Raw genomic sequence first — 16,810 nt, forward strand, 5'->3', positions numbered from 1 at the left:
ACTCCCATTTCCGCCAAGCTCGTCGCCAATCTCATTACAAGGGCGGGCGCCGATCGTGTTCTTACAGTTGATCTTCATGCCGGCCAAATTCAGGGGTTCTTCGATATACCGACGGATAATCTTTATTCAGCTCCGACCCTGGTCCGCGACATCAAGGAGCGCCTGGAACTTCACAATGTCATCGTGGTCTCCCCTGACGTCGCCGGCGTCTTTCGCGCGCGCGCCTTAGCAAAACGCATCGACGCGCCACTCGCTATCGCTGATAAGCGCCGCGAACGCGACGGCGACTCGGAAGTCACGAATATTATCGGTGATGTTGCCGGCAAGACCTGCATTTTGGTCGATGATATCGTCGATTCGGGAATAACCTTGTGTAACACGGTCGATGCTTTGCTGGCTGAAGACGCCCAGGAAGTCTATGCCTACATCACTCACGGCGTTCTTTCCGGCGGAGCAGTCGCCATAATCGCCGCCTCCCGGCTCAAGGAACTTGTTCTCACCGACACGATCCAAGCCACGGAAGCGACCCGGGTTTCCAATAATATCCGCATTGTTTCGATCGCGCCCTTGATAGGCGAAGCAATCGCTCGAACCGCCAAGGAAGAAAGCGTTTCTAGTCTGTTCGACTAGCTCCGCGATTGCGGGAGCGATTGGCGCGATTGCAGGACCGAGTGTGTGCGCAAGGTCTGACGAGAGCGTAAGCTGTGCTGCAAAATCACCCAAGTTTGCCTATCGGGATCCAGCTTTCTGATTTTCTTCTTCATGCGAAGCGGAAGCGTCAGTGACCTCACGACGCCAATATTTATGAAATATTTATGCGTCCGCGCAAATCACGAATAGAAAATTTATGCCGCTCTCTTCTATATCGTTCCAACCTGCAAAAGGAGGAAAATTGTGTCCGATCTTATTTATGTCGGTTTGGGCGTCGTTCTATTCATCGTGGTGAGCGCCTATGCGCGCGTCTGCGAGCGTCTTTGAAAGGTCCGCCATGTATGAACCCATCATCGGCCTGAGTGTCGCCGTCTTGCTCGGCGTCTATCTTGTCTACACGCTCCTGCATCCCGAGAAATTCTAAATGAAACCCCTCGGGTTTCCATGAGGCTGACATCATGACCATTATCGGCTTGGCGCAAATCGCCATCGTTCTCGCGGCCGTTCTCGCGGCCGCAATCCCGCTCGGCGGCTATATCGCGCGCGTGCTATCCGGCGAGCGCACCCTATTGTCGCCGGCGCTGGCGCCCGTCGAGAGGACTTTTTACAAGCTTTCCGGGGTAGATCCGGCGCGGGAGCAAAGCTGGCTCTCCTATACATACTCGATGCTGGCGTTCAGCATCGTCGGCTTTGCTTCGCTTTACGCCTTGCAGCGGTTTCAAAGTGTTCTGCCCCTGAATCCGCAAGGATTTGACCCCGTCCCGGCCGACCTCGCCTTCAACACGTCGATGAGCTTCATCACCAACACGAACTGGCAGAACTACAGCGGCGAGACGACGATGAGTCATCTCGTGCAAATGCTTGGATTGACGGTTCATAATTTCGTTTCCGCGGCTACTGGCCTCGCCATGGCCTTCGCCCTGGTGCGAGGATTTTCTCGCGCCCAGTCGGCGACGGTCGGCAACTTCTGGGTCGATCTGACGCGCGCAACGCTCTATGTGCTGCTCCCTTTGGCGATTGTCGTCGCGCTCGCTCTTGTCGGGCTCGGAAGTCCGCAGACGCTGACGGGTTCGCTCGAAGCTACGACGCTCGAAGGCGCCAAACAAATTATTTCCATAGGGCCCGTCGCGAGCCAGGAGGCGATCAAGGAGCTCGGCACGAATGGCGGCGGCTTTTTCAACGCCAATTCCGCACACCCCTTTGAGAATCCGAACGCCTTCTCGAACCTGCTCGAGAATTGGGCCCTCCTCGTCGTGCCGTTCGCCTCTGTCTTCGCCTTTGGGCGAATAGTCCTCGATTTTCGTCAGGGACGCGCGATCGCCATCGCCATGGGCATCGTGCTTGTCGTCGGCGTCGGGGTCGCCTACTGGGCTGAAGCCAACGGCAATCCCTTGCTGAGCGCGATCGGCGTCGAGACTTCTCCGGGAAATATGGAAGGCAAGGAAGTGCGCTTCGGTGTCGCGTCGAGCGCGCTTTTCGCCACGGCGACAACCGGGACCAGCACGGGCGCCGTCAATTCGATGCACGATTCGTTTACGCCCATCGGCGGCCTGGTGCCCTTGTTCAATATGCTGCTTGGCTGCATTTCGCCCGGCGGCGTCGGCGCGGGGCTCTACGGCTTTCTCGTTCTTGCGGTCGTGGCGGTCTTCGTCGCGGGGCTCATGGTTGGCCGCACGCCGGAATATCTCGGCAAAAAGATTGAAACCCGCGAAATGAAGCTCGCCATGCTGGCGGTGCTGATCTATCCGCTGACCGTGCTCGGTTTTTCGGCGGCGTCCGTGCTGGTGAAATCGGCGCTCGACAGTCTGGGCAATTCCGGTCCGCACGGGCTGTCGGAAATCCTCTACGCCTTCGCTTCGACCAACGCCAACAATGGCTCCGCCTTTGCCGGATTGAGCGGCAACACGCCTTGGTACAATACGACGCTAGGGCTTGCCATGTTTCTTGGCCGCTTCGCCTATGTCGTGCCGGTGATGGCGCTTGCCGGCTCCTTCGCGGCGAAGAAAAAATCTCCGGAATCCGCCGGCACATTCCCGACGCACGGGCCTTTGTTCATCGGCCTGCTGCTCGGCGTGATCGTCATCCTTTATCTCCTCCAATATTTTCCCGCCCTCGCCCTCGGCCCCGTCGTCGAGCACTTGCTGCTGCAGGCTGGGAAAACCTTCTGATCGGAGTCATCGATATGTCCACCAAAGCCGCAACCCCCGGGCTTTTTGATCCGGCCATTATCCGCCGCGCCGCAATCGACGCCTTCGGTAAGCTTGATCCGCGCAAGCTGGCGCGCAACCCCGTGATTTTCGTCACTGAGATGGTCTCCGTGGTGGTGACGCTGCTCTTCATCCGCGACGTCGTCACGCAGAACGGCGTCGCTTCGTTCTCGGGCCAGATCGCGGCTTGGCTCTGGTTCACTGTGCTGTTCGCCAATTTCGCTGAGGCCGTCGCGGAGGGACGGGGGAAAGCCCAGGCTGACGCACTTCGCAAGACCCGGAGCGACGCGCATGCGAAGCGGCTGATTGATCCGAACAACAGAAGCGGCATGCAGGATGTCATCGAAGGGGTTTCTGCGTTGGATCTGAGGCTTGGCGATATTGTTCTCGTCGAAGCCGGGGATCTCGTTCCTGGCGACGGCGAAATCATCGAAGGCGTCGCCTCCGTCAACGAGTCGGCGATTACGGGCGAGTCGGCGCCCGTCATTCGCGAGGCGGGTGGCGACCGCTCGGCCGTGACGGGCGGAACCACGGTTTTATCCGACTGGATTAAGGTGAAGATCACGGCCGCTCCCGGTTCGACTTTCATCGATCGCATGATCGCGCTCGTCGAAGGCGCCGAACGGCAGAAAACGCCCAATGAACTCGCCTTGTCGATCCTTCTGTCCGGCCTTACCATCATCTTCCTCATCGTCTGCGTGACGCTGTGGCCGCTTGCCCGCTACTCGGGGACGATGCTGTCCGTCACCGTGCTGATTGCGCTGCTCGTCTGCCTGATCCCGACGACCATCGGGGGCCTGTTGTCGGCGATCGGCATCGCCGGCATGGATCGCCTGATCCGCTTCAACGTGATCGCCACCTCGGGCCGCGCGGTCGAGGCGGCCGGGGACGTCGACACGCTTCTGCTCGACAAGACCGGGACGATCACATTCGGCAACCGGATGGCGGATGAGTTCATCCCCGTCGGAAACGTCGCGGAACATGCATTGGCGGAAGCGGTGATGCTCGCCTCGCTCGCGGACGAAACGCCGGAAGGCCGTTCGATCGTCGCCCTGGCGAAAAGCCGTTACGGGCTCGCAGCTCCTGCAGACGACGCCGATGCGCGCATTGTGCCGTTCTCTGCACATACGCGGATTTCTGGCGTCGACCTTCCCGGCCGCTCGCTGCGCAAGGGCGCCGTTGATTCCATCCTTGCCCAATCCAGCGTGCCCAAGGACCATTTGCCGGAGGACTTCAAGCGCGCCATCGAACGGATTTCCCGCACCGGCGGCACGCCGCTTGCCGTCTCCGAAAATGGCTTTCTGCTCGGCCTGGTGCACCTCAAGGACATCGTTAAGCCGGACATCAAGGACAGGTTCGCCGCTTTGCGCGCGATGGGCATCAAGACCGTCATGGTGACCGGTGACAATCCGCTCACGGCGGCGGCGATCGCCTCCGAAGCCGGCGTCGACGATTTCATCGCGCAGGCGACGCCCGAGGACAAGCTGACCTACATCAGGAAGGAACAGCAGGGCGGTCGGCTCATTGCGATGTGCGGCGACGGCACCAACGACGCGCCGGCCCTGGCGCAAGCCGACGTCGGCGTCGCCATGCAAACGGGCACGCAGGCCGCGCGCGAGGCGGGCAATATGGTCGACCTCGATTCCGATCCGACGAAACTCATCGAAATTGTCGCCATCGGCAAGCAATTGCTCATGACGCGCGGCTCGCTGACAACGTTCTCCATAGCGAATGACGTCGCCAAATATTTCGCGATCATTCCGGCGCTGTTCGTCGTCACCTATCCCGAGCTGGAGGCGATCAACATCATGAAACTCGCCTCGCCGCAGTCGGCCATCTTGTCCGCGGTGATCTTCAACGCCTTGATCATTATCGCCCTGATCCCGCTGGCGTTGAAGGGCGTCGCGTACCGCCCTGTCGGCGCGGCCGCTCTCTTGCGCCGCAATCTGCTGATCTACGGCCTGGGAGGCATCCTGGTTCCGTTCGTCGGCATCAAACTCATCGACCTCGCCGTCTCGGCATTGCATCTCGCCTAAGGAGCCCGTCATGTTGGCCCAATTACGCCCCGCGATCGTGATGATCGTCCTGTTCACCATCTTGACCGGCCTCGCCTACCCTCTGGCGATCACAGCGATCGCTCAACTCGTGCTGTCCCATAAAGCTAATGGCAGCCTAATCGAGCGAGATGGAGCGATCATCGGTTCATCATTGATCGGACAGAACTTTACATCTGATCGTTACTTCCACGGTCGTCCCTCGGCGACGAGCGCGCCCGATCCGGCGGACGCCACGAAGACCGTCGACGCGCCCTATAACGCCGCCAATTCAGGCGGCTCAAATCTCGGACCGACATCGCAGAAGCTCGTTGACCGGGTGACGGCGTCGATCGAGGCGGATTTCTCGGCTGGCCGCGTCCCGGCTTTCGAAGCGGACGCCGTCACCACGTCGGCGTCTGGACTTGATCCGCATATTTCTCCGGAAAACGCGCAAGCGCAGGTTCCCACGGTCGCCAGGACGCGCAAGCTGAGCGAGGCGCGCGTGCGCGGTCTCGTGAACGCCGCTACCGAACACAGATTCGCGGGCATAATCGGAGAGCCGCGGGTTAATGTGCTGCGCCTCAATTTAGCGCTGGACACGCTACGCTAGAACGCGACGACGGAAGAGCGAAACAGGTTTCGAACTCGTTCCGCTTTTAGGTCAAGCAGGTCACGATGATTATGAATTGATTTAATTTACGATCATCGTGACCCTGCGCATCAACCTCGGAATGCAACGGTTCTTAAAGTAAACCTCGCGATCAAGGCCGAGCGGTAAGACGCAGAGAATCGTTGGCCCAGAGAGACCCGATACTAGAGTGCGAAGTGCATCCAGAGACAGCGCGAGATTTCGTCGCAGTCGCCCTGATCAAGACGAGATGGCTGATTGATGACTTTCGGAGGTTGGATCGAAATATTTTTGGTGCTGGCGCTGGTCGTGGGGGCGGCTTGGCCCTTGGGCGCCTTTATCGCCAAAGTCTTTGACGGCCAGCGCAGCTTCCTTTCACCTATCGCCGGTCCGCTCGAGCGCGTCTTTTATCGATTGTCTGGCGTCGACCCTCGAAAAGAGCAAAGCTGGCTGTGTTATGCTTTGTCCATGGTGGTTTTTTCAGCCGTATGTTTTCTAACGCTCTATGCGCTTCAAAGATTTCAAAACGTTCTGCCGTTCAATCCGGACGGGCGTGACGCAATAGCGCCCGATCTCGCCTTCAACACGGCGATCAGCTTCATCACCAACGCCAATTGGCAAGCCTATGCCGGCGAGACGACAATGAGCCATTTTACACAAATGGCCGGTCTCACCACCAATAACTTTCTAGACACCGCAATAGCCATGGCCTTGGCGCTCGGACTGACGCGCGGCTTGACACGCAGCGAAACCGATACGATCGGCAATTTTTGGGTCGATATGACCCGGGCGACGCTTTACGTGCTGTTGCCGTTTTCGATTCTGCTCGCGCTCATTTTCATTTCGCTCGGTATTCCTCAGACCTTGCACGGATCGTTCGCGGCGACAACTCTTGAAGGCGCGCGGCAGACGATCGCTATCGGTCCGGTGGCGAGTCAAGAGGCCATCAAGCTCCTTGGAACCAACGGCGGCGGATTTTTCGACGCCAATTCGGCTCATCCTTTTGAAAACCCGAACGCTTGGTCGAACCTGCTTGAGTGTTGGAGCCAGCTCGTTCTGCCTGTCGCGTTCGTTTTCGCCTTTGGCCGGATGGTGGGCGACGCGCGCGAAGGACGCAGCTTACTCACCGTTATGGCCTTCATTTTTCTTATCAGTTTGACGATTTTGTACCGGGCGGAAGCCAACGGAAACCCCTTGTTGACGGCGCTTGGGGTCGAGTCCTCGGCTGGGAATCTAGAAGGTAAGGACGTGCGCTTCGGTCAGGCAAGCGCCGCGCTGTTTGCGGTCGCGACGACCGGGACCGGAACTGGCGCCGCCAACGCGACATTTGATTCGATGACGCCAATCGGCGGTTTGTCACCCTTGTTCAATCTTCTATTGGGGTGCATCGCCCCAGGCGGTGTTGGGACGGGGCTCATCAGCATTTTGCTTCTAGCCGTCCTCACGGTGTTTCTGGCTGGGCTCATGGTCGGGCGCACGCCCGAATATCTAGGCAAGAAGATCGAGGCGCGAGAAATCAAGTTTGTGATGCTTTCCCTCCTCCTTACGCCAGTCCTCATGCTGGGCTTCGCGGCAATCGCGGCAAATTTAAAGATCTCTCTCGACAGTCTCGGCAATGCGGGTCCACACGGGTTTACTGAAATTCTTTACGCTTACGCTTCGACCGCTTCCGACAATGGTTCGGCGTTCGCTGGGCTCTCAGCAAACACGCCTTGGTTTAACACTACGACCGGCATCGTCATGCTTTTGGGACGCATCGCTAGCGTCATCCCCATTATGGCCATCGCCGGCTCGCTCGCTAAGAAGAAAAAGGCTCGACCTTCGGCGGGAACATTCCCAACGCATGGGTTGCTTTTCATTTCCCTTCTTCTTGGCGTCGCGCTTATCGTCACGTTGCTTCAATTCTTCCCCGTTGTTACCCTTGGACCGCTAGCCGAACATGTGCTCATGGAGGCTGGCCGAACATTTTGATTTGAACCATATTCTTGTAGAAAAAGGCGCACCGCGTCCGCTTCATTCAAGTGCAAAGGGATGCATAAGCTTTGTCGAATTCCGTCCCCTAAGAGAACCCGCGACGTGGCGCAAATGGACAAGCACTCGGATCGCCGCCCTGATCCAGACGCGCTGCTGGCGCTGACGGACAATGAGTCACGCGGAAAATTGCGCGTCTTTCTTGGGGCCGCTCCGGGGGTTGGCAAGACCTTCGCCATGCTGTCGAAGGCGCGCGCGCTCAAGAATGATGGCGTCGACGTGGTGATCGGTCTCGTCGAAACGCACGGACGGGATGAAACCGAAGCGTTGACGGAAGGGCTAGAAATTCTCCCGCGCCGCAAAATTGAGTATCGAGGTCGCACCATTGAGGAATTTGACATAGACGCCGCATTGGCGCGCCGCCCCAAGCTCATTGTCGTCGATGAACTTGCACACACGAACGCGCCTGACAGCCGGCATCCCAAACGCTGGCAGGATGTCGAAGAGCTCCTCGGCGCCGGGATCGACGTCTGGACGGCGCTCAATATCCAGCATCTTGAGAGTTTAGCGGACGTCGTTTCACGCATTACCGGGGTTCTTGTGCGGGAAACTGTGCCCGACTTGGTATTCCAGGAGGCTTCGGACGTCATTCTTGTCGACATCACGCCGGATGAACTTCTGCAGAGGTTGAAGGAAGGGAAGGTCTACGTCCCGGAGACCGCCAAGCGCGCAACGCAGAACTTTTTTACCCCTGGAAACCTCACCGCCCTGCGCGAACTCGCACTGCGGCGGACCGCCGATCGCGTCGACGATCAAATGGTCGACTATCTGCGTCAGAACGCCATCGAAGGTCCTTGGGCGACTTCGGAACGCCTGCTGGTTTGCGTTGGCGGCGTCGCATCGGCGGAACTCTTGGTGCGGGCCGCCGCACGGCTCGCAACCGGTCTCAACGCCCCATGGATCGCGCTTCATGTCGAGCCTCGAGGCCAAGAGGAAATCAATCCCGAGCGTGCAAAGCTCGTCGATGACGCCCTCGCGCTCGCGGAACGGCTCGGCGGCGAGGCGGAGCGGCGGTCCGGGTACGATCTTGCCGGAGAAGTTCTGCAATTTGCGCGGCAGGAAAATATTACTCAAATCGTAGTGGGACGCTCGCGCGCGGGTTTTATCAACCGAATCTTACGCTGGTCCCTCAACGAAGAAATTGTGCGGCGGTCCAACGACATAGCCGTCTATGTGGTTACTGAATCGCCGGCGCCGCAAGTTGTCGCACAGCGCCCGTGGCCGCGCCTGTCTCGAGCGAAACTAGCGATCGGCATGAGCGCTTCGGCGCTGTCCGTCGGTGTCACCGTCGGCGCGGCGCATTTTCTGGACTCGTGGCTGCGCCTGCCGAATTTATCGATGATCTTCCTCATTCCAGTCATCTTCTGCGCGGTGAGATTTGGTATTTATCCGGCGACGGCAGCTTCTATTCTCTCATTTCTGGCGTTTGATTTCTTTTTCGTCGATCCTCGCTATGAGTTTACAATTTCACAGCCGCACGAATTTTTCTCGCTGATCGTTTTTCTTGCCGTCGCATTCGTCACCGCGATGCTGGCGAGCAGGCTTCGTAAGCAAACGCTTGCGATGGGCGCCCGTATGCAAGCGGCGCAGTCGATGTTCGACTTCTCCCGCAAGCTGTCAGGAGCCGCCAAGCTCGACGACGTGCTTTGGGCCGCCGCCGTGCATGCGCAAAAAGCCCTCCAGGCGAAGTGCATCGTGCTGCTTCGGCCTAATGATGGAGAACTAAACATCTATGCCGCATGGCCTCCGGTGGACCTATTGGACGCGGGGGAGGCAGGAGCCGCCCGTTGGACGCTGGAGAAGTCCGAGCCGGCGGGATGGAGAACGGGAACGCTGCCAAATGTGCGATTTCAGTTTCGGCCGATGGTCACGCCCCGCGGCGTCGTCGGCGTGTGCGGGATCGAACCGAAAATCGCTAACGAGCCGCTCTCGCCGCAGGATGAGGGGATGCTGACCTCTATTCTCGAACAGACCGCGATCGCGATTGATCGATCGCTGCTGGTCAGCGATTCGGTCAAGGCGGCGGCGCTTGAGGAAAATGAAAAGCTGCGCACAATGCTCCTTGCGTCGCTTTCCCATGATCTTCGAACACCTCTTGCGTCAATCACCGGCGCCGTCACCAGCTTGCTTCAACTGGGTGAAAAAATCCCGCCGCCGGATCGGCGCGACCTTCTGGTCTCCATTGAAGAAGAGGCGGCGCGGCTGAGTCGCTTTGTCGCCAATCTGCTGGACATGTCGCGGATCGAATCGGGAGCCCTTGCGCCCCGCCGTGAATTGGTCGATATCGCTGAAATCGCGCGCAGCGCCGTCGAGAGATGCAAGAAAGCGTTTCCAAAACAGGCGATTACTATCAGCATCGCGCGAGATTTGCCGCTTATCCGCGGCGACGCCAATCTCCTCGGGCAGGTGCTCTTTAATCTCCTCGACAACGCCCACAAATACGGTGACGACTCAAACGCCATCATTCACGCCAGGCGAGACGGAGCGGACATAGTCGTCTCGGTGACGGACGAGGGACCCGGTATAAAACCCGCCGATCTCGAACGCATCTTCGAAAAGTTCTATCGGGGAGGCCGGCCAGACGGGCGCAAGGCCGGAACCGGGCTTGGCCTGTCCATTTGCCGCGGCCTCATTGAAGCAATGGGTGGAACGATCCTCGCCCAAAGCCCAGCGATCCGACGGCGCGGGACGCGTATCGTGCTGCGCTTCCCTATTCCCGAACAAGCGGCTGGAGGCGTCGCAAAATGAGCGGCAATCGCGTTCTCGTCGTCGACGATGAGCCGCAAATTCATCGGTTTTTACGTCCTGCGCTGACGGCCTGCGGCTACGAGGTGCAAAGCGCGGAAACCGGCCGCGACGCTTTGCGGCTCATCGCCACCACAGCTCCCGACATCGTTGTGTTGGATCTTGGGCTCCCGGACATGGACGGTAAGGACGTATTGCGACACGCTCGCGAATTTTCAAAAGTTCCAATCATCATTTTGTCAGCTCGCGACCAAGAGTCGGAGAAAATCCTGGCGTTTGACGCGGGCGCGGACGACTATGTGGAAAAGCCGTTTGGGATCGGAGAACTCACGGCCAGGTTGCGGACCGCGTTGCGCCATGCGGCCACCGATGCTCCTGAACGGACACAGATAAAGACGAATGGACTCCTTATAGATTTAACTAAACAATCTGTTATCAAGGACGGCGTCACCCTCAAGCTAACACGCAAAGAATACGATATTCTAGCGCTTCTCGCGAGGCATCCAGGCCGTCTTATCACCCATCAGCAAATCCTGACTTCCGTGTGGGGGCCCGCAAATACCGACGATATGCAATATCTTCGTGTTTACGTTGGTCGCCTCCGCGCAAAAATCGAAGAGGATCCTTCGACGCCTCGTATCATCGTGACCGAAACTGGCATGGGTTATCGTTTCGCTGATGGCAGCCAATGAATACAAAATGAGCTACATTAAAGAAGTCACTGCGCCCTGCGAAGATCATGTTAACGGCGCCGGGACTCACTCGACAAGATCAAGAACTGGACTCAACCCGTCCTCTGATCCAATAAGGCCTCCACCTAGTGATTGAATCGAGGTTTGCTAGATAGCCGCTCCACGAGATGTGCGTCATCACGGCGGCATTCAACCCCTCTCGATCTTCAATGGAAATTTGGCGTCCGAGATTTTCGTCATCTTGAAATTTGACGCCGTTTAGCAGACACACATTTCCAATTTCCTGCAGAGAGATATAGAACGGCTCGTCGAGCAGGGGGCTGCCTTCCAAGTAAAAGCACGGCGGCGGATCCGAAGCCAAGTCAAAGGCAGCTTTGAAGGACGCGACCAGCTTTTGAAAAAGGCGCAAGCGAGAAGGAACGATACGATCAAAAAAACAGACGAGCGAACCCCGAGACTTTGATACGACCGTTTGTAAGTTAGAAGCGGATAGGCTTACCATTGGAGTAATTTCCAGACTGAGAATTCACTATCGGGTTTAATTTCTGTGTCGGCCGCGTGGACTAAAATCGAACTAGCCACTCACAGACTGCCCTAATTTGACATAAACAGGCAATCCTAGAATGTGGTCTCGAAAATAAACAATATATATATAGGCTCTTTTGCTAATTCGCTGGATGTAGTTTGAAAGCTTTTGAGAAGGGCGCTTTCACATGCTCTCGGAGAAATGTGGTCGGGTTCCACTTCGCGAAAACAGTCGGAACAGTCAGAAACCTTTCGTGAGGCACTAAGATGGATTTTCTCGATCTCATCGATCCCAGCCGGGTCGTTTTTAGCGCTCGGTTTCCCAATAAGGAACAGCTACTGAGGAATTTGGCGTCACGTGCGGCGAATTGCTTAGACATCGATAAGAGCGCAATTTTGAACGCTCTTCAGACCCGCGAGGAATTGGGCTCAACTGGTCTTGGTGGAGGTTTCGCCTTGCCTCATGCGCGCGTTGAAGGGCTCGACAAGCCTTTCTGCTTGTTTATGAGTCTCCAGCGCCCGATTGATTATGGATCTATAGACGACAATCCCGTTGATCTGATATTTCTTCTCCTGAGTCCGACGAATATTGGAAGCGAGCACCTTGGCGCCCTCGCCGCTATATCAAGGCGGCTTCGCGATCAGGAGTTCGCGCAGGGACTGCGCAATGCGACCAGCGCCGCCGCTCTTTGCAGCGTGCTTCGTGGTCGTAAAAATTGATTCAAGTACGCACAATTGCAATGAATAAAATCGTTGAGAGTAAATAGAGACAGTTCTCCAGAAAGTGGCTATGCGGAACGTCCGTCCGCGCATTGAAACGAGTGGAAACTTGATACCTTCGAATCGTAAGAGCCTGCAGCTCTACCTTATACGACACGGTGAGACTTCATGGTCGCTCGCGGGCCAGCATACCGGAGTGACCGACGTTCCGTTGACCGAGCAAGGTGAGGCACAGGCGCGAGAGCTTGAGCCAAGGCTCAGGGAAGTCAGTTTTTCGTCTGTGTTGACGAGTCCACGGCTTCGTGCACGCAGTACGTGCGAGTTGGCGGGATTCGAGCAAACGGCCATCGTCGAACCGGGTCTGGCTGAGTGGGATTACGGTGACTATGAAGGTAAGCGCTCCGTAGACATTCGGAGGGAACGGCCGAACTGGAATGTGTTTCGGGACGGGTGTCCCGGCGGCGAGACTCCGATGCAGATTTCAGATCGCGCCGATAGTCTGATCGCAAAATGTTTAGGGCTGGAAGGAAATGTTGCGCTCTTTTCGCATGGACATTTCGGATGCGTGCTAGCAACTCGCTGGATCGGCTTAAACGTGACTTTAGGCCAACATTTTGCTCTTGATCCCGCGTCGATTAGCATCTTGGGCCACAAAGTTAGGGATCCTAAAGTGCGTGTTATAAAGTTGTGGAACGAAGGCCCGCGTCACATTCGCCAAGCATGAACGGCCGGAGGATCATCCCAGTCCCTACGCCTCGCATCCCGGAGCACGCTGCAAGGGCGCGCAGCTGGCTGGACGAGACCAGCGCAGCGGCTCGGCCGGCCAACCGCCGGAGCGAACTCACGCGCGGATAAAACTTGGGGGCGGCTCACCACGACTGCGCCGCTGCCGAACCGAATGCCTGTGCGGAAGCGACGTGTCGCCTTGGGGCTGGTCAAGACGTGCGATGAGCCGACGATTTCCCGAAGTTTTCGGATCAGGGCGGCGTCATCTTCGACTGTCTTTCGTCGACCGGTCTCAGTTGTCGGGAAGGTGAGGTCGAGAAATGCAGCATCCATTGCGATCGCCCCCTTATGCTGGCTCTATTTTTTCACGTCGAAAACAGCTGATCAATTCGCTGGGCGCCCAACCGATCAAATCACCTCGTCGAGCACTTCGAGACTGAACGTTTGACCTCTACCATCTGCTCGAGCCCCCACGCGTCACCAGTTCTGACGATGCGGAGCTCGCGTCGTCCATCTAACGCTTGTTCAGGGAATTCGACGCGATGCATCAATCGTTCGCCGGCGCGGTCGGCTTTCAGGACTCGCCAGGAGTGAAATGTAAAAGGAATTACATTAACTTGGCGCGTTGCCATCGTGTGGGAGATCAAAATGTCAGAACCTCTGAAACGCTGGATCTGCCTCGGCTGCGGATTTTCCTACGACGAAGCCCTCGGCCTGCCGGAGCACGGCGTCGCGCCCGGAACCCGCTGGGCCGATTTGCCCGAGGACTGGGTTTGTCCCGATTGCGGCACGCCCAAAGCGCAATTCGAAATGGTCGTCATCGGCTATGCTCCCGGCGGCCCGCAACTCGCGCAGACCGCCTGACCGGCCCCCAACTCACGAGCAAAACCATGAACCCGACTTTCGTTCTTCGCGCCAATGAGCGCGGCCATGACGTCATCAGCTCTGACGGCCCGACGTCATCCTATGTCGCCGGACATCCGGGTGCCTTCATCACCCGCGAGTCCAGCTTCAATTTCCATCAATATCAGGCAGGCCGTCCAGGCTTCGGCCCGATCCGCGTCTTCGGCGACGAGACCTTTCACGGCGCCGGCTGCGGCTACAATATGCATCCGCACCATAATTTCGTGATCTGCGCCTTCGTGCTCGAAGGCGAACTGACCCATATCAACACCGCCGGCGAAGGCACGGTCGACCGGCTGCGCCAGGGCGACTATTATGTCTTCTCGGCGGGCTCGGGCGGCAAGCATTGCGAACTGAGCATCAGCCCCGAAGACATGAACGCAATCTATCTCTGGGTTCTGCCGAGCCAGCTCTATCTGCCGCCCTCCTACCATCGCGGCCATTTCGACCTGCGAACGCGCCGGAACCAGATAATCCAGCTGGTCGGCGACGCCGACGGCGCCCTGCCGTTTCCGCAGGACCTGCGCGTCTCACGCCTCGTGACCGATCGCAAAGGGGCTTTCGCCTATGCGCCGCGCTCGGCCGAACATGGCCTCTATCTCTTTGTTGTCGATGGGACGCTGACCTGCGGCGATGCGACTCTCGGGCGCCGCGACAGCCTCGGCGCGTCGGGCGTAAAAACGCTGGAATTCGAAGCCGCCGACGCCACCGACGTCTTTATCGTGGAAACCGCGATTATCGACGACGACCGCGTTCGCGCCTGGGAAAAGGAACAGGCCGAAGCTTCTTGAAGATCAAATGGAAAGCGCAGAGGAGCCCGCTCATGCCCATCATGGATGTTCGCTACGCCGCCGGCAGTCTCGACAAGGAGGCCAAGGCGGTGCTCGCCCAAAAGCTCACCGATGTCCTGATCCAGATGGAGGGCGGCGCCAACACCCCGGGCGGCCGCGGCTTCGCCTGGGTGTTCTTCACCGCCTTCGCCGAGGACGACTGGTGGATCGGCGGCAGCGCTGGGGACGAATATGTGTCGCCGCCCGGCAAGTTCCTGGTTCATATCGCCATTCCCGAAGGCTATATGAATATCGCCCACAAGAATGAGGTCCACGCTTGGGTCGCCGCCGCCATCGCCGAGGTCGCCGGCAGCGGCGCGGGCGGCAGCATCCTCACGGTCATTGACGAGGTGACCGAGGGCAATTGGGGCAATGCCGGCCATCCGATCAGCCTCGAAAGCATCGCCGAATCGGTCGGCCAGTCGAAACAGGGCGAACGGCTGCGTTGGTCGCGCTCCTATTTCGAGGCCAAGGCTCGCGCCATGGCTGCCGCTGGCTTTCCGAAGGACGCGGGCGGCCTGTTCCCGTCGCTGACGCCGCTCGAACCGTCGCCGAATGCGCCGCCCGTAGCCGCGTCGGGCTCTTGATTGCATTCTCCCCGGGAGCCGGCTTGCCGCCAGCTCTCCAAAAACTTCACGCATGAAAGTAAGGAATGGAACAATGACGATGGACCAAGCTTCCCGCCGCAATTTCCTCCACTTGGCCGCGGCCGGCGCCGGAGGGGCGGCTTTGCTCGCGGCCCCAGCCGGCGACGCCTTCGCTTACCAGGGCAATATGGAGCGGGCGCTGAACCAGCTTCAGGGCGCTCTTTATTCGCTGCGCCAGGCCACGCCCGACAAGGGTGGTCACAAGGCGATCGCCGTAGGCCTCATCGAACAGGCGATGGGCGAGGTGCAAGCCGGGATCGATTACGCCGCCCAGCACTTCGGCGATTGAATGTCGAGGCTTCGACGCTGGGTGGATGACGCCGTGTTGTTGCGCGGCCGGGCGTCAGCCGGGGGCGGGCCACGCGGAGCGATCCACAAACAAGGAATGACTACATGAGTGGAATATTCTCATCCCATTACAGCCTCCGCCCGGTCTTGCCTCACTCCGCTAGTGCGTCGGCCGTATACTCGAAACGAGCCTGCCTCGCGGGCGCCGCCGCGATCCTGGCCTTTGCCAGCCAGGTTCATGCGACCGAAGCGCGTTACGCGTGCAGCGGCGGCGCGAAATTGACCGCCCGGTTCTCCCCGCCGAGCATGGAGACGGGAACTGTCGCGCTAACTTTTGAAACCGGAGAGACCATCACCCTGCCGCAAGCGATGTCCGCCGATGGGGGACGCTATGCCGACGAGGGCGTCGAATTCTGGATCAAGGGAAAGAACGCGACGTTGACCCGCGATGGCGACAGCGAAACCTGTTCGACGAAATGAGGTTGTGAAGGCGTCGGGAGATCGGCATGGCGAAACCACCAGTTAAAACGGCTGGGCTGTTGGCTCTTTCGACGGCGGAGTTTCCGGCCTTTTTGGGAGCGAGCGCGGCCTCCTTCGATTGCCAGAACGCGATGCTGGCGGCGGAGAAGGCGATTTCCCATGTGATCGCCCGAACGGGGCGCGTCGCGCGCGACGGGACCTATGAAATCCTGTCGATGGGTTCGATCCGTCCGGCCTGCCGCCGGATCGACGCGGCGCGATCCACCGCAACCGAGATCGGCATTGACATCGATGCGCCCGAACCACTGACGCCGGGCGTCGCCGTTGCGCTGAGTTTCAGCTTGACGCCCCAGCCCGTCGTGCTGAGGCCGGGCGAGCGTCTGCGGCTCGATATTGGTAGCCGCACCGATTTGCTGCGCAGCGACGTCAGCCACGGCCACCCACAATCCGACATGCAGGTTCCGCCCTATTTCTCCCGGAACACGCTGCATTACGGACCGGACAGTTTTCTCGAGCTCACGGTCGCAAATTCAAGCATGAGGTCGTCAGAATGAACATGTCCGGCGTCAGCGCCCATGAGACAAATCGGGGTATTTTCTGAAGGGAGATTTCTGGTTCATCTTAGCCCATTCAGGAGCGCAGATGAGACAGAAATCCGTGCCGGCGAAAGCCCCGGCAGAACAGCTTGTGAAAGATATTCG

Annotated in this window: 16 protein-coding genes; all 16 read left to right on the forward strand. The window is 58.5% G+C overall.

What is annotated here, in order from left to right; all coding sequences use genetic code 11:
- The coding region (gene prs / locus BM177_RS18300) for a ribose-phosphate diphosphokinase (protein WP_091686558.1) at positions 1-630 on the forward strand (630 nt) is incomplete at its 5' end.
- A 322-nt stretch (positions 631-952) separates the two neighbouring features.
- On the forward strand, positions 953-1,075 hold the full coding sequence (kdpF, locus tag BM177_RS18305; protein ID WP_091686560.1) for a K(+)-transporting ATPase subunit F: 123 nt from the start codon (positions 953-955) through the stop codon (positions 1,073-1,075).
- 34 nt (positions 1,076-1,109) lie between these two features.
- The gene (kdpA, locus tag BM177_RS18310; protein ID WP_091686562.1) at positions 1,110-2,819 is read left to right on the forward strand and encodes a potassium-transporting ATPase subunit KdpA; all 1,710 of its coding nucleotides are present in this window, start codon (positions 1,110-1,112) and stop codon (positions 2,817-2,819) included.
- A 14-nt stretch (positions 2,820-2,833) separates the two neighbouring features.
- Entirely contained in the window at positions 2,834-4,894 is a 2,061-nt protein-coding gene (kdpB, locus tag BM177_RS18315; protein ID WP_091686564.1) for a potassium-transporting ATPase subunit KdpB, read from the forward strand.
- 10 nt (positions 4,895-4,904) lie between these two features.
- The gene (kdpC, locus tag BM177_RS18320; protein WP_091686566.1) at positions 4,905-5,504 is read left to right on the forward strand and encodes a potassium-transporting ATPase subunit KdpC; all 600 of its coding nucleotides are present in this window, start codon (positions 4,905-4,907) and stop codon (positions 5,502-5,504) included.
- A 279-nt stretch (positions 5,505-5,783) separates the two neighbouring features.
- Positions 5,784-7,493, forward strand: coding sequence for a potassium-transporting ATPase subunit KdpA (gene kdpA, locus BM177_RS18325; RefSeq protein ID WP_091686571.1), 1,710 nt, complete (start codon positions 5,784-5,786; stop codon positions 7,491-7,493).
- A 114-nt stretch (positions 7,494-7,607) separates the two neighbouring features.
- Positions 7,608-10,301 (forward strand): sensor histidine kinase, encoded by a 2,694-nt coding sequence (locus BM177_RS18330; RefSeq protein ID WP_091686574.1) that lies wholly within the window; start codon positions 7,608-7,610, stop codon positions 10,299-10,301.
- Positions 10,298-10,990: a response regulator gene (locus BM177_RS18335; protein WP_091686576.1), complete on the forward strand. Its 693-nt coding sequence runs from the start codon at positions 10,298-10,300 to the stop codon at positions 10,988-10,990. The genes BM177_RS18330 and BM177_RS18335 overlap by 4 nt, the downstream gene beginning before the upstream one ends.
- A 792-nt stretch (positions 10,991-11,782) precedes the next feature.
- Positions 11,783-12,235, forward strand: a complete 453-nt coding sequence (locus BM177_RS18345; RefSeq protein WP_091686582.1) for a PTS sugar transporter subunit IIA — start codon at positions 11,783-11,785, stop codon at positions 12,233-12,235.
- Positions 12,236-12,305: 70 nt separating this feature from the next.
- Complete coding sequence (locus BM177_RS18350; protein ID WP_091686584.1) at positions 12,306-12,959, forward strand: histidine phosphatase family protein; 654 nt, start codon at positions 12,306-12,308, stop codon at positions 12,957-12,959.
- A gap of 650 nt (positions 12,960-13,609) precedes the next feature.
- Positions 13,610-13,825: a rubredoxin gene (locus tag BM177_RS18355; RefSeq protein WP_091686597.1), complete on the forward strand. Its 216-nt coding sequence runs from the start codon at positions 13,610-13,612 to the stop codon at positions 13,823-13,825.
- A 26-nt stretch (positions 13,826-13,851) separates the two neighbouring features.
- Complete coding sequence (locus BM177_RS18360) at positions 13,852-14,655, forward strand: pirin family protein (RefSeq protein WP_091686587.1); 804 nt, start codon at positions 13,852-13,854, stop codon at positions 14,653-14,655.
- 32 nt (positions 14,656-14,687) lie between these two features.
- Entirely contained in the window at positions 14,688-15,281 is a 594-nt protein-coding gene (locus BM177_RS18365) for a tautomerase family protein (RefSeq protein ID WP_091686599.1), read from the forward strand.
- Between the two features lie 73 nt (positions 15,282-15,354).
- Complete coding sequence (locus tag BM177_RS18370) at positions 15,355-15,630, forward strand: hypothetical protein (RefSeq protein WP_091686590.1); 276 nt, start codon at positions 15,355-15,357, stop codon at positions 15,628-15,630.
- A gap of 104 nt (positions 15,631-15,734) precedes the next feature.
- The gene (locus BM177_RS18375; protein WP_091686592.1) at positions 15,735-16,109 is read left to right on the forward strand and encodes an MliC family protein; all 375 of its coding nucleotides are present in this window, start codon (positions 15,735-15,737) and stop codon (positions 16,107-16,109) included.
- 26 nt (positions 16,110-16,135) lie between these two features.
- Positions 16,136-16,663: a CocE/NonD family hydrolase C-terminal non-catalytic domain-containing protein gene (locus BM177_RS18380; protein ID WP_091686594.1), complete on the forward strand. Its 528-nt coding sequence runs from the start codon at positions 16,136-16,138 to the stop codon at positions 16,661-16,663.
- The last annotated feature ends 147 nt before the right edge of the window (positions 16,664-16,810 follow it).

This window comes from Methylocapsa palsarum, from assembly GCF_900114285.1.
Taxonomy (GTDB): domain Bacteria; phylum Pseudomonadota; class Alphaproteobacteria; order Rhizobiales; family Beijerinckiaceae; genus Methylocapsa; species Methylocapsa palsarum.